A 21,502-nucleotide genomic window follows, 5' to 3' on the forward strand; every position below is an offset into this window, starting at 1 on the left:
CCCCGCTCCGGCCCACCCGGGCCGCGGCGCGCGGGGCGGCGCGTGGATGGCCCACCCCCGGGCGCCGGGCGGCGGGGCCGCGCCCCCCCCCCCCGACTTCACTCGCCCAGCGTCAACAGCGACGCATTGCCGCCCGAGGCGGTGGTGTTGATGGTGATGACTTTTTCGGTCGTGAAGCGCGGCAGGTAGTGCGGGCCCCCGGCCTTGGGGCCGGTGCCGGACAGGCCCTGGCCACCGAAGGGCTGCACGCCGACCACCGCGCCGATCTGGTTGCGGTTGACGTAGCAGTTGCCCACGCGCGCGCGCGAAGCGATGTAGTCCACCGTCTCGTCGATGCGCGAATGGATGCCCAGGGTCAGGCCGTAGCCGGTGGTGTTGATCTGTGCCAGCACCCCGTCCAGGTCGTCGCCCTTCCAGCGCAGCACATGCAGGACCGGCCCGAAGATTTCCTCGTGCAACTGGTCGAGCGAGCGCAGCGCGTAGGCGCGCGGGGCGAAGAAGCTGCCATGCGCGGTGTCGCCGTCCATCGGTGCCTGTGCGATCAGCGTCGCTTCCCGGTCCATGCGCGCGACGTGCTCGTGCAGCATCGCCATCGCGTCCTCGTCGATCACCGGCCCGACATCGGTCGACAGCAGCCCCGGGTCGCCCACGCGCAGCTCGGCCATCGCACCGGCGAGCATCTGCTCGACCTTGTCGGCGATGTCCTCCTGCACGAACAGGATGCGCGCGGCCGAGCAGCGTTGGCCGGCAGAGGTGAAGGCCGAAGCCATCACGTCCTTGACCAGTTGCTCGGGCAGGCACGAGGAATCGGCGATCAAGGCGTTCTGGCCACCGGTCTCGGCGATCAGCACGGCGATGGCGGCGTCGCGCGCGGCCAGCGCGCGGTTGATGGCGCGCGCGGTGTTGGTCGACCCGGTAAAGGCCACGCCGGCCACGCGCGGGTCCTTGGTAAGCGCCGCGCCGACGATGGCACCGTCGCCGGGCACGAACTGCAGCACCGCCTCGGGAACACCGGCCTCGTGCAACAGCTGCGTGGCGACGTAGCCGACCAGGCTGGTCTGCTCGGCGGGCTTGGCGATCACGGTGTTGCCGGAGGCCAGCGCCGCGGCCACCTGTCCGGTGTAGATCGCCAGCGGGAAGTTCCACGGGCTGATGCAGACGAACACGCCGCGGCCGGACAGGTGCAGGGTGTTGGATTCGCCGGTCGGGCCGGGCAGCGGCTCGGGCGCGAACAGTTCGCGAGCCTGCGCGGCGTAGTAGCGCAGGAAGTCCACCGCCTCGCGCACCTCGGCCACGCCATCGGGGATGCTCTTGCCGGCCTCCTTGGTGCACATCGCGATGAACTGCGGCATGCGTGCTTCCATCAGGTCGGCGGCGTGCTCCAGGATCGCCGCGCGGCTGGCGGCCGGGGTGGCGTTCCAGCCGTCGTGGGCGGCCACGGCGTTGGCCAGCGCGCGCTCGACCGTGGCGCTGTCGGCCGGCGTCCAGTGGCCGGCGACCTCCCGCCGGTCGGCGGGGTTGGTCGAGGCGATCGGCTCGCAGCCGGACGTGGCGCCCGGCACCAGCGGCGTGGCGGACCAGCGCTGGTCGGCGGCGGCGTTGACCTGCGCGGCGAGCTGGCGCAGTTGATCGTCGTTGGCGAGGTTCACGCCCATGGAATTGTTCCTGTGTAGGCCAAAGCTGCGGAAGAGGTCGACCGGCAGCGGAATGCGGGGATGCGTGATCTGTTCGAACGCGGCGACCGTTTCGACCGGGTCACGCACCAGGTCCTCGATGGCGACGGCTTCATCGGTGATGCGGTTGACGAAGCTGGAGTTGGCGCCGTTCTCCAGCAGCCGGCGCACAAGGTACGGCAGCAGGTCCTCGTGGCTGCCGACCGGTGCGTACACGCGGCAGGGCACGTCCAGCCGGTCGGCCGGGATCACTTCGGCGTACAGGTCGTCGCCCATGCCGTGCAGCTTCTGGAACTCGAAGCGCGCAGCCATCGCGTGGCCCTTTGCCGGCGTGCCGGCCGCCGCGGTGGGCGATCCCGGCGGCCGCAGGTGGATCTGCGCCATCCGGTGGATGGCCGCGATGGTGTGGGCGTTGTGGGTGGCGAACATCGGGTAGATCGCATCGCCGGCGGCGAGCATCCGCCTGGCGCAGGCCAGGTACGACACGTCGGTGTTGGGCTTGCGGGTGAACACCGGATAGCCGGCCAGGCCGTCGACCTGTGCGCGCTTGACCTCGCTGTCCCAGTACGCGCCCTTCACCAGCCGCACCGGGATGCGGCGGCCCAGGCGCCGGGCGAGGTCGACGATGAAGTCGATCACTTCGGGCGCGCGCTTCTGGTAGGCCTGCACCGCCAGACCGCACCCCTCCCAGCCCTCCAGCGATGCATCGGCATAGGCCGCGGCGAACACGTCCAGTGACAGCTCCAGCCGGTCGGCCTCCTCGGCGTCCACGGTGAAGCCGATGCCGTGGCCGCGGGCCAATCTCGCCAGCTCCAGAACGCGGGGGGTGAGCTCGGCCAGCACGCGTGCGCGCTGGGCGTGTTCGTAGCGCGGATGCAGCGCCGAGAGCTTGACCGAGATGCTCGGCGCGCCGAACACCTCCTTGCCGGCGTGCGCGCCGCCGCGACCCATCGCCTCGATCGCATCGCGGTACGCCTGCAGGTAGCGCGCCGCGTCGTCGGCGGTCAGCGCGGCTTCGCCCAGCATGTCGAAGGAGTAGCGGTAGCTCGCGTTGCTGCCCTTGCCCGCACGCGCCAGGGCCTCGCCGATGGTCCGGCCCATCACGAACTGGTGGCCCATGATCTTCATCGCCTGGCGCACCGCCAGCCGGATCACCGGTTCGCCCACGCGCCCGACCAGGCGCTTGAAGGCGCCGTGCACGTCGCGCTTGGTGCCGTCGGCCAGGTCCACCAGGTGGCCGGTCAGCATCAGCCCCCAGGTGGAGGCGTTGACCAGCACCGAGTCGGACTGGCCCATGTGCCGCTTCCAGTCCGCATCGCCCAGCTTGTCGCGGATCAGCTTGTCGGCGGTGTCCTGGTCGGGGATACGCAGCAGCGCCTCCGCCACGCACATCAGCAGCACGCCTTCCTCGCTGCCCAGGTCGTACTGGCGCATGAAGGCTTCGATCGCGCCCTGGTGCCGCGCGCGGGCACGCACGCGCGCGACCAGGTCGGCCGCGGTGGCCTGCACGGCCGCGCGATCGGCCTCGGGCAGCCGGGCCTGTTCCAGCAGCACCCGGACGTGGTCGGCCTCGTCGCGGACCCAGCCATCGGTGATGGCGGCACGCGGGGCAGGGGGGGCGGCAGGCAGTTCGGGCGCGATCAACGCGCGCGCGGCGGCGACGGGAGGAGTGTGCATGGGCCAGGGCAGTCGCGCGGCGCGCGGTAAGCCGCATAGTGTAGGGCCGCACGGGTCCGCCGCCCATGCCGGAACTCCCCGACGCCAGCGTACGTTCGGCTCCCGCGCCGGCGATGCCCCGCAGGCCGCGCCAGGGCCTGCCAGCAGGGCCCGACCGGCCCCCTGCCCGCGGCCTGGACCGCATCCGGCAAGGCTCCCCGCACGTAACCCAACTTGCCGCCGCCCCGCCCGCCGGCTACCATTTCGCGGATATCCGTAGCGCCGGTAACGGCGTGATGGGCCCTGCAAGGCGCGACGGGCTCGCCAGCCACCTGTCCTCCCGGTTTTGCCGGACGGTCTCCCGCGTCGAGTGGCGCGGGCCGGGCCGGGACAGGCAGCCCGCGGAGCACTCACCACTATTTCTGATTTCCTGGGGCTCGAAGTGATGAAAGCCGGTCGTTTCAAGCAGTGGGCAGCAGGCATCGCCGCGCTGTCGGTTCCTGCCATCGCCTCGGCGCAGGCCGCCGATCCGCAGCGGTGGCAGCTGAACATGGGTCGCGGCGTCACCCACCTGTCGCAGAACGCCTACGAGGCGCACATGCTGGCGCTGTGGATCTGCGTGGCGATCGGCCTGCTGGTGTTCGGCGCGATGGGCTACGCCATGTTCAAGTTCCGCAAGTCCAAGGGCGCCGTGCCCGACCGCGACTTCACCCACAGCACCCGGCTGGAAATCCTGTGGACGGTGATCCCGGTGGCGTTGCTGGTGCTGATGGCGTTTCCGGCCACCAGCAAGCTGATCAACATGTACGACACCCGCAATGCCGAGATGACCGTCAAGGTCACCGGCTACCAGTGGATGTGGACGTACGAGTACCTGGGCCAGGGGGTGAAGTTCACCAGCCGGCTGGACCGCAAGAGCGACGAGATCCGCCAGAGTGGCATCCAGCCCACCGCTGCCGACCACCCGCACTACCTGCTGGACGTCGACAACGAACTGGTGCTGCCGACCGACACCAAGATCCGCTTCGTCATCACCGCCGACGACGTGATCCACGCCTGGTGGGTGCCGGCGCTCGGCTGGAAGCAGGATGCGATCCCGGGCATCGTCAACGAGGCCTGGACCCAGATCGACGAGCCGGGCATTTACCGCGGCCAGTGCGCCGAGCTGTGCGGCAAGGACCACGGCTTCATGCCGATCGTGGTGCGCGCGGTACCGCCGGCCGAGTACCGGCAGTGGCTGGCGCAGCAACGCGCCGGGACCGCGCCGCTGGCCGACCCGACCACCCCGCCGCCGACCGGTGCAGGGCTCGCCCCGCGCGGGCTGGACCCGGAGATGGTCGAGGACGTGCAGCAGGGTGACGAGGCCGCGCTCCCGGTCGATGCGGACGCGGACGCCGACGCAGAAGAAACGCCGGCCGATGCCGCCCCCCCGGCCGACGCTCCCGCGGCCGGCTGATCGAAATCGTATTTTCCTAGAGGTAGGCCATGGCTGCCACGCACCCCGTTGCTGATCACCACCCCGATGCCCACACCGATGAGCACGGCCACAAGCAGGGCTTCGTCGAGCGTTGGTTCTTTTCGACCAACCACAAGGACATCGGCACGCTGTACCTGATCTTCAGCTTCACCATGTTCATCGTCGGCGCGGCGATGAGCGTGGTGATCCGCACCGAGCTGGCGGTTCCGGGCCTGCAGCACGTCAGCCCCGAGTTCTTCAACCAGATGACCACCATGCATGCGCTGGTGATGATCTTCGGTGGCGTGATGCCGGCCTTCGTCGGCCTGGCCAACTGGATGATCCCGCTGCAGATCGGCGCGCCGGACATGGCGCTGCCGCGCATGAACAACTGGTCGTTCTGGATCCTGCCGTTCGCTTTCAGCCTGCTGCTGCTGACGCTGTTCCTGCCCGGCGGCGGCCCCGCCGGCGGCTGGACGCTGTACCCGCCGCTGAGCCTGCAGGGCGGCAGCAACGTCGCGTTCGTGATCTTCGCCATCCACATGATGGGCATCAGCTCGATCATGGGCGCGATCAACGTGATCGCCACGCTGCTCAACATGCGCGCCCCCGGCGTGGACCTGCTGAAGATGCCGATCTTCTGCTGGACCTGGCTGATCACGGCGTTCCTGCTGATCGCGGTGATGCCGGTGCTTGCCGGCGCGGTGACGATGCTGCTGACCGACAAGTTCTTCGCCACCAGCTTCTTCAACGCGGCCGGCGGCGGCGACCCGGTGATGTTCCAGCACATCTTCTGGTTCTTCGGGCACCCCGAGGTCTACATCATGATCCTGCCGGCGTTCGGCATCGTGTCGGAGATCATCCCGACCTTCAGCCGCAAGCCGCTGTTCGGATACCAGGCGATGGTCTACGCCACCGCGTCGATCGCGTTCCTGAGCTTCATCGTGTGGGCCCACCACATGTTCACCGTGGGCATGCCGCTGGGTGGCGAGATCTACTTCATGTTCGCGACCATGCTGATCGCGGTGCCCACCGGGGTGAAGGTGTTCAACTGGGTCACCACCATGTGGCGGGGCTCGATCAGCTTCGAGTCGCCGATGCTGTGGGCGATCGCCTTCGTCATCCTGTTCACCATCGGTGGCTTCTCCGGGTTGATGCTGGCCATCGTGCCGGCCGACTTCCAGTACCACGACACCTACTTCGTGGTGGCGCACTTCCACTACGTGCTGGTGACCGGTGCGTTGTTCGCGATCATCGCGGCGGTCTACTACTGGTGGCCGAAGTGGACCGGGCGCATGTACAACGAGACCTGGGCCAAGTTCCACTTCTGGTGGACGATGGTGTTCGTCAACCTGCTGTTCTTCCCGCAGCACTTCCTCGGCCTGGCCGGCATGCCGCGCCGCATCCCGGACTACAACGTGGTGTTCGCCGACTGGAACCTGGTCAGCTCGATCGGTGCGTTCGGCATGTTCGCCACGCCGTTCATGATGTTCGCGATCCTGTTGCACTCCAAGAAGCACGGCGCCATTGCCGCCGCCCGTTCGTGGGAAGCCGCCAGGGGCCTGGAATGGACCGTGCCAAGCCCCGCGCCGCACCATACCTTCGCCACCCCGCCGGTCATCCGTGACGGCGACCTGGCCCACGGCGACATCACCCACTGACCCGATCGCGCGCCGCCCCGTGGCGGCGCCGGTTGCATGGCGACCATGACCGACTCTTCCCGCGATCCGCAGCACGGCAATGACAGCGTCCAGGCGCGTCGCCGGGCAGCCGTGCGCACGGCATTGTGGGTCGGTGGGTTCGCGGTCGCGGTGTATGTCGCCTTCATCCTCAGCGGGGTCCTGGGTCAATGAGCACGCCCACTCCCAAGGCGCGTCCGGCAGCGGGCACGTGGAAGATGGTGGTCGTGGCCATTGCGGCGTTCGCGTTCACCTTCAGCCTGATCCCGCTGTACCGGATCGCCTGCGAGAAGGTCTTCGGCATCCGCCTGGAGCGCACCGCCGCGGAGGACGTGCAGGACGCGCGCACGCCGGCCGCCGAGCGCTGGGTCACGGTGGAGTTCGACGGCGGAGTCAACTCCAAGCTGCCGTGGGAGTTCACCCCGCACCAGTTCTCGATGCGGGTGAAGCCCGGCGAGCAGTACGAGACCACCTATTACGCCCGCAACACCAGCGACCGCACCGTGGTCGGCAGCGCCACCCCGTCGGTCGCCCCGGCACGCGCCTCGGGCTACTTCAACAAGACCGAGTGCTTCTGCTTCACCGCGCAGACCCTGGAGGCCGGCGAGCAGCGCGACATGCCGGTGCGCTTCATCATCGACCCCAACCTGCCCGCCGACGTCAACACCGTCACCCTGTCCTACACCTTCTTCAAGAACGACGTGCTGACCGCACGCGCGGCGGCGGCCAACTCGCCGCACGCCGCGCCGTGACCTGCACGCCTCGCTGACCCGACGCACCCAAACGGAACCCGCCGACATGGCCCACGCCCATTCGCCCGACGCCAACACCTATTTCGTGCCCCACAGCAGCCGCTGGCCGCTGCTGGGCTCGGTCGCGCTGTTCGTCCTCATGGTGGGCCTGGCCAGCTGGTTCAACGAGGCCAGCTGGGGCATGTGGACCTTCTTCGTCGGCGCCGCGGCCATGGTGGCGGTGCTGTTCGGCTGGTTCGGCGATGTCATCCGCGAATCGATCGCCGGCCACTACAACCGCCAGGTGGACACCTCGTTCCGGATGGGGATGGTGTGGTTCATCTTCTCGGAAGTGATGTTCTTCGCCGCGTTCTTCGGTGCGCTGTTCTACGCCCGCCAGTTCGCGCTGCCGTGGCTGGGCGGCGAAGGCGACGGCGTGATGACCAACAGCCTGCTGTGGGACACCTTCAGCACCGCTTGGCCCAGCAACGGCCCCGGTGCGGTGGGTGGCCAGTTCCAGACCATCCCGGCGTGGGGCCTGCCGCTGCTCAACACCCTGATCCTGCTGGCTTCGGGCGTGACCATCACCATCGCCCACCATGCGCTGAAGGCCGGGCACCGCAAGCCGCTGCTGTTCTGGCTGGGCGCGACCGTGGTGCTGGGCTGCGTGTTCCTGTTCTTCCAGGTCGAGGAGTACATCCACGCCTACCGCGACCTCAACCTGACGCTCGGGTCGGGGATCTACGGCTCCACCTTCTTCATGCTCACCGGCTTCCACGGCGCGCACGTCACCCTGGGCACGATCATGCTGGCGGTGATCTGGTTCCGCTGCCTGAAGGGCCACTTCGACCGCGACAACCACTTCGCCTTCGAGGCGGTGGCGTGGTACTGGCACTTCGTCGACGTGGTCTGGCTGGGCCTGTTCGTGTTCGTCTACGTGCTCTAAGGCCGTAGCGAAACGCGCGCGGGGGCCGGCAATGCCGGCCTTTCGCGTCTTTCCGGGGCCGTGCCTCAGGCCCCCACGCCGTGCGGCGTGATCCAGCCCATCCAGATCGCCAGCACGAGGATCAGGATCAACCCGACCGACAGCGCGACGCGACGGGTCAGGGCGTTCACGGTGCGCTTGCTCTCGCCCTTGTCGACCAGCATGTAGTACAGGCCGGCGCCGAGGTTCCAGAGAATCAGGATCAGGAAGGCGATGACCAGCAGGGTTTTCAGCGAGTCGTTCATGTCGGTGCCCGGGATGCGCCGGGGCGGCGCGGCGCGTGGATTATCGCAGCCGTGGTGGTTGCCCGAGTGAGCCGCCGGCGCAACCTTGTGTTCGGCTGGGTGCTGGCGGTGGTGGCCATCGGCGTGTTCGCCGGGCTGGGCGCCTGGCAGTCGCGACGCGCGCACGAGAAGCAGGCCATGCTCGATGCCGCCGACCGGGTACTGGCCGATCGCAGCGCCGTACCGCTGGCCGCAGCTGCCGAACCTGCGCGTGCCCGCGCCTACGACTGGGCCGTGGGCGGTGGCCGCTTCGATGCGCGCGGGGCGCTGTTGCTGGACAACCAGCAGCGCGAGGGCCGGGTGGGCGTTCGCGCCTACCGTCTGTTCCTGCCGCGGGAGGGCGATCCGTTGCTGGTCGACCTGGGCTGGTTGCCGCTGGCCGGGGACCGGGTGCTGCCGACGGTGGACAGGCCCGAGGGCGAGCTTCAAGTGGAGGGCCTGCTGGTGCCGCCGCCATCGACCGGCATCGCGCTGGGACCCGCCCTTGTACCGTCAGGCGACGGGTGGCTGATGACGCGGGTGGACATGGAGGCCATCGGCGCCGCCACCGGGATGTCGCTGCCGCCGGCCCCGCGGGTGCTGCGCCTGGATCCGGCGTCGCCGCTGGGGTACGCACGCGACCTCGCCCTGCTGCCCAATACCCTGCCGCCCGACAAGCACCGGGGGTACGCCGTGCAGTGGTTCGCGCTGGCGCTTGCCGTGCTGGCCACGGCCCTCATCCTCACCGTCCGGAGCACCCGTCGATGACCGTCGACACCTCGACCCGCAACCGCAACCGCGGCCTGCTCATCGCGATCTTCGTGCTGTTCTTCGGCAGCATGCTGGTGGCCGGCCTGCTGCGCTTCTCCGGCTGGCGCCCGGCGGGCAGCCACAACAACGGCGAGCTGCTGGATCCCCCGGGCGACCTGCGCGGGGTCACCCCGCGCCTGGTGGACGGCAGTGCCTACCCGTGGAAGCCGATCGAGCGCCGCTGGCGCATCGCGGTGGCGCCCCCGGGCGGCTGCGGCGCGCCCTGCGACGAGCTGGCCCAGCGCATCGACACGGTCTGGCAGCTGTTCGGCAAGGATGCCGACGACGTCGACGTGCTGTGGATCGGCGAGCCGCCCGCGGTTGTGCCGGCGGGCGGTGCGTGGCGCATGCTGGCGCCGGACCCGGCGGTGCGTGCCGGTCTGCCGCGCGTGGACGATCCGGCCGGCGTGCCGGTGTACGTGATCGACCCCAACGGTTTCGTGATCCTGCGTTACGCGCCCGGCTTCGACCCGGGCGGGCTGCGCAAGGACGTTTCCAAGCTGTTGAAGCTGCGCTGATCCGGCGCGCACGGGTGCCCACCGAATGAACATCGCCTTCAAGTCCGCCACCTGGTCCCGGCACTTCCACCGCATTGCGTGGCTGGCGGTTGCGCTGGCGACGTGCGTGATCCTGTTTGGCGCGTTCGTGCGCCTGTCCGACGCCGGGCTGAGCTGCCCGGACTGGCCCACGTGCTACGGACGTGCGGCGTGGCCGACCTCGGTGGAGGGGGTGCGCCACGCCACCGCGCTGGAGGTTCGCCCGCTGGAGGTGCACAAGGCATGGCGCGAGCAGTTCCACCGGCACATCGCCGCCACCCTGGGCGTGCTGGTGCTGGGCCTGGCGCTGCTGGCGGCACGGAAGCAGCGCTGGGGCATCGCGCGGATCCTCGTCGCGGCCGGGCTGGTCGCCGTGGCCATCCCGCTCTACATGAAGGGCCAGTACGCCGCCGCCTCGCTGCTGGCCATCGCCGGCGAAGCCATCCTGCTGGTGTCGGCGCTGCGCTGGAGCAACATCGACCTGGCCCGCGTGGGTGCGATCACCCTGGCGGTGATCGTCTTCCAGGCGCTGCTGGGCATGTGGACGGTGACCTGGCTGCTCAAGCCGGTGGTGGTGATGGGCCACCTGCTGGGAGGCCTGCTGACGTTCTCGCTGCTGACGTGGATGGCGTGGCGGGCGACCGACGTGCCGATCCGCCTGGCCGAGGCGCACACGCTTCGGCGATGGGTGGGCGCGGGGATTGCCGTGCTCGGGGTGCAGATCGCGCTGGGCGGCTGGACCAGCGCCAACTACGCCGCCCTGGCGTGTGGCGCCGGCGGATGGGTGGGCGAAACCACGCACTGGCTCGACTTCCCCAGGTGCGTCGGCCAATGGTGGCCGCGCAGCGATTTTGGCGAGGGCTTCGTGCTGTGGCGCGGCATCGGCGCCGACTACGAGGGCGGGGTGCTGAGCGGCGAGGCGCGCATCGCGATCCAGCTCGCGCACCGGTTGATGGCGGTGGCCGCCGCGGCCTACCTGCTGGTGCTGGCCACGCGGCTGGCGCGCATCCCGGGCGTGCGTGGCTGGGCCACCCTGCTGGCGCTCGCGACGCTGGTCCAGGTCGGCCTGGGCATCGCCAACGTCAAGTTCTCGCTGCCGCTGGCAGTGGCCGTGGCCCACGTCGGCGGCGCGGTACTGCTGCTGTTCGTGCTGGTCACGCTGCTTGCGCGCCTGCGCAGCCCGGTGCACTGATGGGCGGCATGCAGGCCACCATGCGGCAGTACTGGGCGCTGACCAAGCCGCGCGTCGTGGCATTGATCGTGTTCACCGCGATCGTCGGCATGTTCCTGGCCGTGCCGGGGCTGCCGCCGCTGCGCGAGTCGGTGCTCGGGTTCCTGGGCATCTGGCTGGCGGCATCGTCGGCCGCGGCCATCAACCAGCTGCTGGATTCGCGCATCGACGCCAAGATGGCGCGCACCTCCTGGCGGCCGATCGTGGTCGGCCAGATCACCCCGGCGCGCGCGCTGGCGTTCGCACTGGTGCTGGCGGCGGTGTCGATGGCGGTGCTGGTGCTGTGGGTCAACCCGCTGACCGCCCTGCTCACCTTTGCTTCGCTGATCGGTTACGCGGTGGTCTACACGGTGTTCCTCAAGCGCGCCACGCCGCAGAACATCGTCATCGGCGGCATCGCAGGCGCGGCGCCGCCATTGCTGGGCTGGGCCGCAGTCACCGGCATGCAGGGTGAGTGGGACTGGGCGCACGCGTTGCTGCTGGTGCTGATCATCTTCGTCTGGACGCCGCCGCACTTCTGGGCGCTGGCGATCTTCCGCCGCGAGGATTACGCGCGCGCACTGGTGCCGATGCTGCCGGTGACGCACGGCGTGGCCTACACGCGCTGGCAGATCCTGCTCTACACCGTGCTGCTGGTGGTGGTCACCGTGCTGCCGTGGGCGGCGGGCATGAGCGGGCTGTTCTACCTGGGCGGCGCGCTGGTGCTGGGCGTGGTGTTCCTGTGGCACGCGTGGCGGCTGATGGACCCGCCCGACGAGCTGTACGCGATGAAGGTCTTCAACTACTCCATCGTCTACCTGATGGCACTGTTCGCGTTCCTGCTGCTCGACCACTGGTTGCTGCCGTGGCTGCAGCCGGGGCCGGCGTTCGAGCTGCTGCCGGTGCGTTGATCGCTTTGCGGCAGGAAAAAGGCCCGCATATGCGGGCCTTTCCGTCGTGCGTGGCGCGGCCAATGCCCGGGGCGACTCACTCTCCCAACAAATGGGCCTGCCAGAACAGCATGGTCGCGGCGGTAAAGTGATCGCTGTTGGTCTTCTTGCGGAAGCCGTGGCCTTCGTCGTTGAACAGCAGGTACCAGACCGGCTGGCCGTTGCTGCGGGTCGCCGCGACGATCTGCTCGGCTTCGGTCCACGGCACGCGCGGGTCGTTCTTGCCCTGGGCGACGAACAGCGGCGCGGTGATGCGGTCGGCGTTGTTGAGCGGGGAGATGCGCTCGAACAGCGCGGCGATTTCCGGCTTGCGCTCGTCGCCATACTCCGCGCGGCGCAGGTCGCGGCGGTAGTCCTCGGTGTTCTGCAGGAACGTGCCGAAGTGCGAGATGCCCACGATGTCCACCCCGGCGCGGATGCGCTCGGGGTAGGTCGCCATCGCCGCCAGCACCATGTAGCCGCCGTAGCTGCCGCCGTACACGCCGACGCGGTCGGCATCCAGCTCGGGCCGGGTTTCGATCCAGTCCAGCAGCGCGCCGATGTCGCGCATCGAGTCCTCGCGCTTCTCGGCGTTGTCCAGTGACAGGTAGGTCTTTCCGTAGCCGGCCGAGCCGCGCACGTTCGGTACCAGCATCGCCACGCCGAGCTCGTTGGCCAGGAACTGCGCGGTCGGGTTGAACGTCGGCAGCGCCTGTCCCTCCGGGCCGCCGTGGATGTTGATCACCACCGGCAGCTTGGTGCCGGCCGGGACGTTCGCCGGGCGGTAGTAGAACGCGGGAATCGTTCGCGCCGTCCCGTCGACCTGGTCGAAAGTCGGGTAGCGCACCAGCGTGGGCGCCACGAACGCCGCCGGGTCCAGGCCGCCGACCTCGCTGCGCGTCCACCGCTCCAGGCCGCGCGACGCCAGGTCGATGACGTAGACGTCGCTGGGCGAGGTGGCGGTGTTGAGCGTCAGTGCCAGCCGGTTGCCGTCGGGCGCGAAGCCCAGTCCGCCCATCACGCCGACCGGCAATTCCGGCAGCGCGACCGGCTCGTGTCCGGGCAGCCGGCGCACGTGCAGGCGCGCGATGCCGTCCTCGTTGGTGACGAAGGCGAGGTGGCGCCCGTCGTCGCTGATCTCGAAGCCCTCCACGTCCCACGGGATATCGCCGCTGAGCACGGTGAGCGCGCCGGTGTCGGGGTCGTGGTGGCGCAGGGTCATGAACTCGCCACTGCGGTCATCGATCGGCTCGTCCGACACGTAGTACACGCTGCGGCCGTCGGGCGCGTAGCGGAAATCGCCGAACGCCGCCTTGCCGCCCTCGACGGGGAACAGCTCCAGTTTGCCGGTAGCCAGGTCGACCTCGCCCGGGTGCGACTCACTGGCGGACACGTAGCGGCTGACCAGCATGCGCGTGCCGTCGGGCGCGAAGTCGCGCGCACCCCACGTGCCGCCGGCGGTGACCAGCGGGCGCGCGGTGCCCGCGGGGAAGTCCGTCACCCACACGTCGGTGTCGGTGCCGTTGCGCGCGGTGCTGGAGTAGGCGAAGCGGGTCCCGTCGCGGGAGAACAGCGCGCCCTGGTTGCGCGACGTGCCGTCGGTCAGCAGGCGCGCCTCGCGCGTGTCGAGGTCGAACCAGTGCAACTGCCACGCTTCGTTGCCGCCGATGTCCTTGCCGAACACGAACCCGTCGAGCCCGGCCGCGTGCGGTGCGGGCTCGATGCCGGCAACGGGCTCGGGGTAGAAGGTGAGCTGCTCGCGCATGCCCATCGGCTCGCACACGCGGTGGGCCTGGCTGGTCTCGGCGAAGCGCGTGCTCACCAGCAGGCAGCCGTCGCCGGTCCAACCGGCGAAGCCGGCGCCGCGGGTGTTCTGGTAGCGGTTGAGGCGCTCGACCAGTTCCGGCGGGATGGCCGGGATGTTCTCGCTGACGCGGTTGCCGGTTTCCACGCGCTCCACCGGCGCGGGCGATTGGGCGAAGGCCGGCCACGCGCACGCGGCGGCCAGGGCGGTGACGGTGAAGACGTGGCGCAGCGACATGAGGCGACTCCCCGGTCTGGTTGATCACGGAGCTTAGCCGAGCGACGTGGCCGGCTTCACGTGCCGCGGTCAGGCGCCGCGCGTGGCCGCCTGCAACTGCAGCAGCTCGGCTTTTTCCCCGGCGGTGAGCGCGGCGAAGCCGCCATCGCGCACGCGCTCCTGCAGCACCTCGATGCGCTGGCGCAGCCGGAAGCGCTCGAGTTGGTCGATCGCGTCCATGAACGTGGTGCGCCACATCTCCACATCGCCCGGGACGACTTCGGCGGCGAGCTTCTGCAGCGCGGCGTGCTCCTCGCGGCCTTCGAAATGCTCGATCAGCGCGCCGGTGGTGATGTCGGGGCGCGCATCGACCAGCTGCAGCAGGTCGATCAGCAACGGCACCCCGGGTTGTTGCAGACCGGCGAAGCGGAACGGAGGCAGCAGCTCCAGCGCCAGCGGCGGGTGCTGCAGCAGCAGGGTGATCGCACCGCGCACCAGGCTGCGCTTGGGCGCGGGCGTACCCGAAGGCCGCCGCGCGCGCTGCGCCGGCACGTGGGTGTCGGCGCCGGCGCTGCGTGCCCCCACGCCGGTGAGCTCGGTCAGTCGCTGGCGCATGAGGTCACCGAACGCGCCGTCGGGGATCTGCGCCAGCAGTGGCTTCGCGCGCTCGGCCAGCCGACCCTTGCCTTCCAGCGTGGACAGGTTGACGTCGGTGGCCAGGGTGTCGAACAGGAACTGCGACAGCGGCGTGGCCGCCTGCAGCCGCGTGTCGAAGCCCTCGGCACCCTCGCTGCGCACGATGGTGTCGGGGTCCTCGCCTTCGGGCAGGAACAGGAAGAACGCCTGGCGGCCGTCCTTCATGCGCGGCAGCACCGACTCGACCGCCTTCCACGCCGCGCTGCGCCCGGCGCGGTCGCCGTCGAAGCAGAAGTAGACGTCGGGTGCGTTGCGGAACAGCAGTTCGGCATGGTCGGGCGTGGTCGCGGTGCCCAGTGTCGCCACCGCGGTGTCCACGCCGTGCTGGAACAACGCGACCACGTCCATGTAGCCCTCGACCACCACCAGCCGGGGGATCGTGTTGTGTGCCTGGCGCACCTGCCACAGGCCGTAGAGCTCGCGTCCCTTGTGGAACAGCTCGGTTTCCGGCGAGTTGAGGTACTTGGGTCCGGCATCGCGCCCTTCCGCCGGCGCGGCCAGGATCCGGCCGCCGAAGGCGATCGTCCGCCCGCGCCGGTCGTGGATCGGGAACACCACCCGGTCGCGGAACTTGTCGTAGACCCGGCCGCTGTCGTTGCGCGAGAACAGGCCGGCGCGCTCGAGCAGCTGCATCCGCCGCGGGTCGGTCCCCAGTGCGTCGCGCAGCGCATTGAAGCCGTCGGGCGCGTAGCCGATGGCGAACCGTGCCCGGATATCCTCGCTGACACCGCGGCCATCGAGGTAGGCGCGGGCGCGGTCGCTGGACTGGAGCTGCTTCTGGAAGAACTTCGACGCCGCCTCGACCGCGTCGAACAGCCCCTGGCTGTCGGGGTTGGTGTTGCGCTGGCGGGTATCGCGGGGCACTTCCATGCCGGCATGGCGCGCCAGTTCCTCGACCGCATCGAGGAATTCCATGCGGTCGTAGTTCATCAGGAAGCTGATCGCGGTGCCGTGCGCCCCGCAGCCGAAGCAGTGGTAGAACTGCTTGGTCGGCGAGACCGTGAAGCTGGGCGAGCGCTCGTCGTGGAACGGGCAGCGCGCCGAGTATTCCTTCCCCTGCCGCTTCAGGGGCACGCGCGCGCCGATCAGCTCGACGATGTCGGCGCGGGCCAACAGGTCGTCGATGAACGCGTCGGGGATGCGGCCCATCAGTGGGCTCCCTTCAACGCGATCGAGGGGCGCGGCCGCCCCGGAGAGGCCCGACCCGCCACGGCGGGCACGCGGGTGGTCGCGGCGCGCTCTTCGATGGAACTGTCTGCAATGCGGGCCATCGATCAGGTGCCTTGGGAGCCTTCGAACGGAGTCACCGTGCGCCCGCCGAGCGTCCTCCGGCAATGTGCAGGGGGCGCTGGCGCGGACGCTTAGGATGCCACGCTGTGGGCAGTCCCCCCCGCGCCTGCGCACTGCCGGCGCGCGTCCTCGATGAGCAGCCGGACCCGTGCGTGCTCGTCGAGCATGGCAGTGATCAGCGCGCCGACCAGGAACACCACCGCGCAGTAGTAGAGCCACACCAGCATCACCACCAGGCCGCCGGCCGGGCCATAGGCACTGCCCAGGCTGGCCTGGCCCAGGTACAGGGCGATGGCGGCGCGCCCGACCATGAACATGGCCGCGGTAAGGCCGCCGCCCACCAGTGCGCGCATGCCGCCCACGGCGCGGTCGGGCAACCAGTGGTACATCGCGGCGAATGCCAGCGCATAGAGCACGAACGAGAACAGCGCGATGAACACCGGCAGCAGCGCCGGCAGGTAGGCCACCAGCAGCTGCAGGCCCGCCTGCACGGCCATCGACACCACCAGCAGGAAGCCCAGCGCCACCGCCATGCCAAACGACAGCAAGCGCTTGCGCAGCCACGCCCACACACCGCCCAGGCGCTTTGCGTCGCTGCGGAACACGCGGTTCAGCGCGCCCTGCAGCTGGCCGAACACGATCGAGGCGCCCACCAGCAGCGCCACCGTGCCCATCAGCGCCGCCAGCGAGCCGGTATGCGGCTCGCGCTCCGCGTTGGCGACGATCAGCCGCGCCGTCGCCTCCACTTCCGCCCCCACCAGCAACCCGACCTGGCGGAAGAATTCCTCCTGCGCGGCCGGGTACAGCGACGTGGTCAACCACAGCAGCATCGTCACCAGTGGCGCCAGCGAGAGCAGCGTGTAGAACGCCAGGGCCGCGGCCAACGCGAGGATGTCGTCCTGGATGAACCGCTGCACGAAACGCACCACGCGGGTTGATTGCAGCCGTGCCTGCATCGCCTGCAGGCGGCCCAGCGCGCGTTCGGGCGTACCGGGCGCGGCATGGGACGCGGTGCCGTGGGCGTGTTCGCCGGTGGCGGGTTCGGCGGGGGCGGTCGTGGTCGATGGCATGGCGTTGCGGCAGGCGGCACCGGTCGTGCCCGCGGGCAGTGTGCCGGCTATGGGGTCAGGGCGCTGTCGCAGGTTCCGGTGCGACGACGCCGGTACCGGTCCGGCTGCGCGGTGGAACGCGGCGGCGGTGTCGCCCGGGATCAGCCCGCCAGGCGCTGCTTGAGCAGGGCCGAGACCTGGCCCATGTCGGCCTGGCCGGCCAGGCGCGGCTTGAGCACGCCCATCACCTTGCCCATGTCGGCCGGTCCGGCGGCGCCGGTCTCGGCGACGGCCGCGTCGATCGCGGCGCGGATCTCGGCCTCGCCCAGCTTGGCCGGGAGGTAGCGTTCGACCACCACGATCTCGGCCTTCTCGATATCGGCCAGGTCGGCGCGGCCGGCGGCTTCGTACTGGGAGACCGAGTCACGGCGCTGCTTGACCATCTTTTCCAGCACCGCCAGCACCTGGGCATCGTCCAGCTCGACCCGCTCGTCGACTTCCTTCTGCTTGATCGCCGCGTTGGCCAGGCGGATGACGCCCAGGCTGTGCTTGTCGCCGCTCTTCATCGCGGCCTTCATGTCATCGACCAGTTGCTGCTTGAGGGACATGGGGGATCCTTGGACGGGTCAGGGGAGTGGGGCGCGGGAGCCGGGTGTTCGGGGAGGCCACCTCCCGGCGGCAGGGCGAAACGCAAAAAGCCGGCGGCGCAAGGGCGCGGCCGGCTTCGCACCTCCGCCACGCCGGTTGCCCGGCGCGGGGAAGAAACCCGCTGTACTCAGTACAGGCGCTGGCGCTTGGTCACGTCGCGCGAGGTGCGACGTGACTGGCGCTTCACCGCGGCGGCGGCCTTGCGCTTGCGTTCCTGGGTCGGCTTCTCGTAGAACTCGCGCTTGCGGGTTTCGGCGAGGACGCCGGCCTTCTCGCAGGTGCGCTTGAAGCGACGCAGGGCAAACTCGAAAGGCTCGTTTTCGCGGACTTTGACGCTGGGCATACGTGATCTCGGTTCGGGTGTACGGCCCGGATCCGCCGGGCGAGCCGCGTATGATAGCGGGGTGCCTCGGGCGGATGCAAGTTGTGGCCGGGGTGGCGAATGATGGCCCCCGGGGGCAGGCGGGGTGGCCCCTCTGCCCTCCCGCAAGGAAAGTGGGGCGCCTCGCCCACCTTCCTCCCGCTCCCCGGTTCGCCCCCCATTCCCCATTCCCATCACATCCCATGAAAGTCCTTGGTATCGAAACCAGCTGCGATGAAACCGGCGTGGCCGTCTACGACACGGCCACCGGGCTGCGGGCGCATGCCCTGTACAGCCAGGTCGCGCTGCACGCCGAATACGGCGGCGTGGTGCCGGAACTGGCCAGCCGCGACCATGTCCGCAAGCTGCTGCCGCTGGTCCGCCAGACGCTGGCCGAGGCGGGCATGGGCGTGGGCGACCTGGACGGGGTGGCCTACACCGCCGGCCCCGGCCTCGTGGGTGCCCTGCTGGTCGGCGCCGGCGTCGCCCGTTCACTGGCGTGGGCACTGGAGGTGCCGGCGGTGGCGGTCCACCACATGGAGGGCCACCTGCTGGCGCCGCTGATGGAGGAGACCGACGAGGGCCCATTGGAGCCGCCGTTCGTGGCGCTGCTGGTGTCGGGGGGCCATACCCAGCTGGTGGCGGTGGAGGCGATCGGCCAGTACCGCCTGCTCGGCGAGACCCTGGACGACGCGGCCGGGGAGGCCTTCGACAAGACCGCCAAGCTGATGGGCCTGCCCTACCCGGGCGGGCCGCAGCTGGCGGCTTTGGCCGAGCACGGCCGCCCGGGCGCGTACCGCTTCTCGCGGCCGATGACCGACCGCCCCGGGCTGGATTTCAGCTTCAGTGGCCTCAAGACCCAGGTGCTGCTGGCCTGGAAGAACAGTGACCAGGGCCAGACCACCCGGGCCGACATCGCCCGTGGCTTCGAGGACGCGGTGGTCGAGACCCTGGCGATCAAGTGCGAGCGGGCGCTGGACGCGGCCGGGTGCGAGACCCTGGTGGTGGCCGGCGGCGTCGGCGCCAACCGCCGGCTGCGCGCGCGGTTGCAGCAGATCACCCGGCGCAGGGGCGGCCGGGTCGGCTTCCCGCGCCCGGCGTTCTGCACCGACAACGGCGCGATGATCGCCTTCGCCGGTGCGCTGCGCCTGCAGGCGGGGCAGTCCGAAGACGCTTCGGTGCGTGTCACCCCGCGCTGGGACATGTCCAGCCTGCCCGCACTGCAGGCACAGCCCTCGCCCTCGCCCTGATCCTCCGCGCTGCGCCCGCAGTGACGCCGGGGTAGTGTTCCCATTCCCCACTGCCCATTCGCATCGCCACCCCATGGACCACGTCTTCATCGAAGGCCTCGAGATCGAGGCGCTGATCGGCATCTACGACTGGGAGCGGCGAATCCGCCAGCCGCTGGTGTTCGACATCGAGATGGCGTTCGACAACCGCATCCCGGCGGCCAGCGATGCGATCGCCGACACGCTCAACTACAAGGCCGTCAGCAAGCGCGTCATCCAGTACGTATCGGGTTCCGACTGCGGCCTGGTCGAGACCCTGGCCGAACGGGTGGCGGCGATTATCCTCGAGGAGTTCGGGGTGCAGCGCGTGCGGCTCAAGCTTCGCAAGCCCGGCGCGGTGCGCGGTGCGCGTGCGGTCGGGGTGGTGATCGAGCGCAGCGCCGCTACCCTGTAGCGCATGGACCGGCTCTACGACCTCGCCCGCCCGCTGGCCGGGCTTCCCCACGCGTCGACCTGGCTGCCGCTGGCCGGGCTGCTGCTGGCGGCGTGGCTGGCCAACTGGATCACCCGCCGGATCCTGCTCAAGCTGGTGGCGCGGGTGGCGCTGGCGTCCCCCCTGGACTGGGATGACGCGCTGATGGCGCGCGGGGTGCTGTCGCGGCTGGCGCACGTGGTCCCGGCGCTGATCATCGGCGTGGGCATCCTGGGGATACCCGGCTTGCCGGAGGTGGCCGTCTCGGTCGTCCACAACGTCGCGCTGGCGTACATCTACCTCACCATCGCCCTGTCGATCGGCAACCTGTTCAACGCCCTCAACGACCTCTACGAAAGCCGCGGCGATCTCGCACGGAGACGGCCTGTCAAGGGCTACCTGCAGGTGGCCAAGCTGGTGGTGTTCCTGGTGGCCGGGGTGCTGGTGGTCGCCACCCTCATCGACCGCTCGCCGCTGGTGTTGCTGACCGGCCTGGGGGCGATGACCGCGGTGGTGCTGCTGGTGTTCAAGGACACGATCCTGTCGCTGGTGGCGTCGATCCAACTGTCAAGCCACGACATGCTGCGGGTCGGGGACTGGATCGAGATGCCCGGGCTGCAGGCCGACGGCGACGTGATCGACATCGCGCTGCACACGGTCAAGGTGCAGAACTGGGACAAGACGATCACCACCATCCCGACCCATCGGCTGATCAGCGACAGCTTCAAGAACTGGCGCGGCATGAGCGAGGCCGGCGGGCGGCGGATCAAGCGCGCGCTGCTGGTCGACCAGGCCTCGGTGCGCTTCCTGTCGACGGAGGAACGCGACGGCCTGCGCCGTATCGCGCTGATCGACGACTACCTGGACGGCAAGCGCCGCGAGCTGGAGGCCTACAACGCCGAGCTCGCCGCCGGCGGCAAGGACCCGGTCAACACCCGGCGCGTCACCAACCTGGGCACGTTCCGCGCGTACGTGGCCGCCTACCTGCGCGCGCACCCGCGCGTGCGGGGCGACATGACGCTGCTGGTGCGCCAGCTCGACCCGGGCGCCACCGGCATCCCGCTGGAGGTGTACTGCTTCACCGCCACCACGGCGTGGGGCGAGTACGAGGACATCCAGTCCGACATCTTCGACCACCTGCTGGCGGTGCTGCCCGAATTCGGTCTGCGGCTGTTCCAGCAGCCGGGCGGGGCGGACGTGGCCGCCGCGGTGGACGCGCTGTCACCGCGAAAGCAACCGCAACCGCAACCGCGAACGCACGAGGCCCCCGCATGAGCCCAGCCACCCCCGGTCGCGCCTACCTCAGCCTGGGCAGCAACCTCGACCCGGAGGCCAACCTGCGCAGCGCGATCGAGGCGTTGCGCGAGCACTTCGGCGACGTGCTGGTTTCACCGGTGTACCGCACGCGGGCAGTGGGGTTCGACGGCGCCGACTTCCTCAACGCCGCCGCCGTCGTCCAGTGCGCCACCGACCCTTACGCGCTCAACGCCTGGCTGCATGCGCTGGAGGATGCGCACGGTCGCGACCGCAGCGGCCCGCGCTGGAGCGACCGCACCCTGGACATCGACATCGTCCTGTTCGACGACCGCGTGATGTCCGGGCCCGGGCACCTGCAACTCCCGCGCCCGGAGTTGCGGCACGCCTTCGTGCTGCGCCCGCTGGCCGACATCGCCCCCGACGTGGAAGTGCCCGGCACCGGGCGCACGCTGGCGGCGTTGTGGGCCGAGCATCCCGAGCGCGACGTGGCGCCTGAAGTCGTGTCGCTTTGAGAACCCCCCGCCCGGAAGCCCGGGGCTTGCCGGGCCGCCC

The 21,502-nt window shown here is 70.1% G+C and carries 20 protein-coding genes; 13 read left to right on the plus strand and 7 right to left on the minus strand.

The features are described 5' to 3' along the window. Positions 1 to 98 precede the first annotated feature (98 nt). Positions 99 to 3,350 (minus strand): bifunctional proline dehydrogenase/L-glutamate gamma-semialdehyde dehydrogenase PutA, encoded by a 3,252-nt coding sequence (gene putA, locus ACJQWL_RS08875; protein WP_330969226.1) that lies wholly within the window; start codon positions 3,348 to 3,350, stop codon positions 99 to 101. Between the two features lie 424 nt (positions 3,351 to 3,774). Here putA and coxB point away from each other — a divergent pair, with 424 nt between their 5' ends. From coxB to ACJQWL_RS08900, 5 genes are read left to right on the plus strand one after another with little or no spacing between them, the layout of a single operon-like run. Beyond that, positions 3,775 to 4,785 carry a cytochrome c oxidase subunit II gene (gene coxB / locus ACJQWL_RS08880; protein WP_330969227.1) on the plus strand — a complete coding sequence of 337 codons (1,011 nt, stop codon included), beginning with the start codon at positions 3,775 to 3,777 and terminating at the stop codon, positions 4,783 to 4,785. A 29-nt stretch (positions 4,786 to 4,814) separates the two neighbouring features. Then, entirely contained in the window at positions 4,815 to 6,446 is a 1,632-nt protein-coding gene (ctaD, locus tag ACJQWL_RS08885; protein WP_330969228.1) for a cytochrome c oxidase subunit I, read from the plus strand. A gap of 45 nt (positions 6,447 to 6,491) precedes the next feature. Further along, a complete protein-coding gene (locus tag ACJQWL_RS08890) occupies positions 6,492 to 6,638 on the plus strand; it encodes a hypothetical protein (protein WP_411300851.1) in 147 nt (48 codons plus the stop codon). Continuing rightward, positions 6,635 to 7,216 carry a cytochrome c oxidase assembly protein gene (locus ACJQWL_RS08895; RefSeq protein ID WP_330969229.1) on the plus strand — a complete coding sequence of 194 codons (582 nt, stop codon included), beginning with the start codon at positions 6,635 to 6,637 and terminating at the stop codon, positions 7,214 to 7,216. The genes ACJQWL_RS08890 and ACJQWL_RS08895 overlap by 4 nt, the downstream gene beginning before the upstream one ends. 46 nt (positions 7,217 to 7,262) lie before the next feature. Beyond that, positions 7,263 to 8,141, plus strand: coding sequence for a cytochrome c oxidase subunit 3 (locus tag ACJQWL_RS08900; protein WP_330969230.1), 879 nt, complete (start codon positions 7,263 to 7,265; stop codon positions 8,139 to 8,141). A gap of 65 nt (positions 8,142 to 8,206) precedes the next feature. Here the strand turns inward: ACJQWL_RS08900 and ACJQWL_RS08905 are convergent, their stop codons facing one another. Further along, positions 8,207 to 8,425: a twin transmembrane helix small protein gene (locus tag ACJQWL_RS08905; protein WP_330969231.1), complete on the minus strand. Its 219-nt coding sequence runs from the start codon at positions 8,423 to 8,425 to the stop codon at positions 8,207 to 8,209. Between the two features lie 66 nt (positions 8,426 to 8,491). On the opposite strand from ACJQWL_RS08905, the gene ACJQWL_RS08910 reads away from it, so the two are divergent. The 4 genes from ACJQWL_RS08910 to ACJQWL_RS08925 are packed head-to-tail and all read left to right on the plus strand — an operon-like array spanning position 8,492 to position 11,910. Then, positions 8,492 to 9,211, plus strand: coding sequence for an SURF1 family protein (locus ACJQWL_RS08910; protein WP_330969232.1), 720 nt, complete (start codon positions 8,492 to 8,494; stop codon positions 9,209 to 9,211). Continuing rightward, complete coding sequence (locus tag ACJQWL_RS08915) at positions 9,208 to 9,771, plus strand: redox-active disulfide-containing membrane protein (RefSeq protein WP_330969233.1); 564 nt, start codon at positions 9,208 to 9,210, stop codon at positions 9,769 to 9,771. Before ACJQWL_RS08910 ends, ACJQWL_RS08915 begins: the two co-directional genes overlap by 4 nt. Before the next feature lie 25 nt (positions 9,772 to 9,796). Continuing rightward, entirely contained in the window at positions 9,797 to 10,981 is a 1,185-nt protein-coding gene (locus ACJQWL_RS08920) for a COX15/CtaA family protein (protein WP_330969234.1), read from the plus strand. 8 nt (positions 10,982 to 10,989) lie between these two features. Next, on the plus strand, positions 10,990 to 11,910 hold the full coding sequence (locus ACJQWL_RS08925; RefSeq protein ID WP_330969235.1) for a heme o synthase: 921 nt from the start codon (positions 10,990 to 10,992) through the stop codon (positions 11,908 to 11,910). Between the two features lie 76 nt (positions 11,911 to 11,986). Here ACJQWL_RS08925 and ACJQWL_RS08930 read toward each other — a convergent pair whose 3' ends face one another. From ACJQWL_RS08930 to rpsU, 5 genes are all read right to left on the minus strand, one after another. Next, positions 11,987 to 13,969, minus strand: a complete 1,983-nt coding sequence (locus tag ACJQWL_RS08930; RefSeq protein WP_330969236.1) for a S9 family peptidase — start codon at positions 13,967 to 13,969, stop codon at positions 11,987 to 11,989. A 69-nt stretch (positions 13,970 to 14,038) separates the two neighbouring features. Beyond that, positions 14,039 to 15,793 (minus strand): DNA primase, encoded by a 1,755-nt coding sequence (gene dnaG / locus ACJQWL_RS08935; RefSeq protein ID WP_330969237.1) that lies wholly within the window; start codon positions 15,791 to 15,793, stop codon positions 14,039 to 14,041. Positions 15,794 to 16,005: 212 nt separating this feature from the next. Next, entirely contained in the window at positions 16,006 to 17,004 is a 999-nt protein-coding gene (locus ACJQWL_RS08940; protein WP_330969238.1) for a YihY/virulence factor BrkB family protein, read from the minus strand. A 140-nt stretch (positions 17,005 to 17,144) separates the two neighbouring features. Further along, positions 17,145 to 17,591, minus strand: coding sequence for a GatB/YqeY domain-containing protein (locus ACJQWL_RS08945; protein ID WP_330969239.1), 447 nt, complete (start codon positions 17,589 to 17,591; stop codon positions 17,145 to 17,147). 167 nt (positions 17,592 to 17,758) lie between these two features. Next, complete coding sequence (rpsU, locus tag ACJQWL_RS08950; protein WP_182823286.1) at positions 17,759 to 17,974, minus strand: 30S ribosomal protein S21; 216 nt, start codon at positions 17,972 to 17,974, stop codon at positions 17,759 to 17,761. 221 nt (positions 17,975 to 18,195) lie between these two features. Between rpsU and tsaD the strand changes: the two genes are divergently transcribed. From tsaD to folK, 4 genes are all read left to right on the plus strand, one after another. After that, positions 18,196 to 19,242, plus strand: coding sequence for a tRNA (adenosine(37)-N6)-threonylcarbamoyltransferase complex transferase subunit TsaD (gene tsaD, locus ACJQWL_RS08955; protein ID WP_330969240.1), 1,047 nt, complete (start codon positions 18,196 to 18,198; stop codon positions 19,240 to 19,242). A 73-nt stretch (positions 19,243 to 19,315) separates the two neighbouring features. After that, complete coding sequence (gene folB / locus ACJQWL_RS08960) at positions 19,316 to 19,675, plus strand: dihydroneopterin aldolase (protein ID WP_330969241.1); 360 nt, start codon at positions 19,316 to 19,318, stop codon at positions 19,673 to 19,675. Positions 19,676 to 19,678: 3 nt separating this feature from the next. Then, positions 19,679 to 20,968: a mechanosensitive ion channel family protein gene (locus ACJQWL_RS08965; RefSeq protein ID WP_330969242.1), complete on the plus strand. Its 1,290-nt coding sequence runs from the start codon at positions 19,679 to 19,681 to the stop codon at positions 20,966 to 20,968. Next, positions 20,965 to 21,462 (plus strand): 2-amino-4-hydroxy-6-hydroxymethyldihydropteridine diphosphokinase, encoded by a 498-nt coding sequence (gene folK / locus ACJQWL_RS08970; RefSeq protein ID WP_330969243.1) that lies wholly within the window; start codon positions 20,965 to 20,967, stop codon positions 21,460 to 21,462. The genes ACJQWL_RS08965 and folK overlap by 4 nt, the downstream gene beginning before the upstream one ends. Positions 21,463 to 21,502: the final 40 nt, after the last annotated feature.

The organism is Novilysobacter viscosus (assembly GCF_046600715.1).
Taxonomy (GTDB): domain Bacteria; phylum Pseudomonadota; class Gammaproteobacteria; order Xanthomonadales; family Xanthomonadaceae; genus Lysobacter_C; species Lysobacter_C viscosus.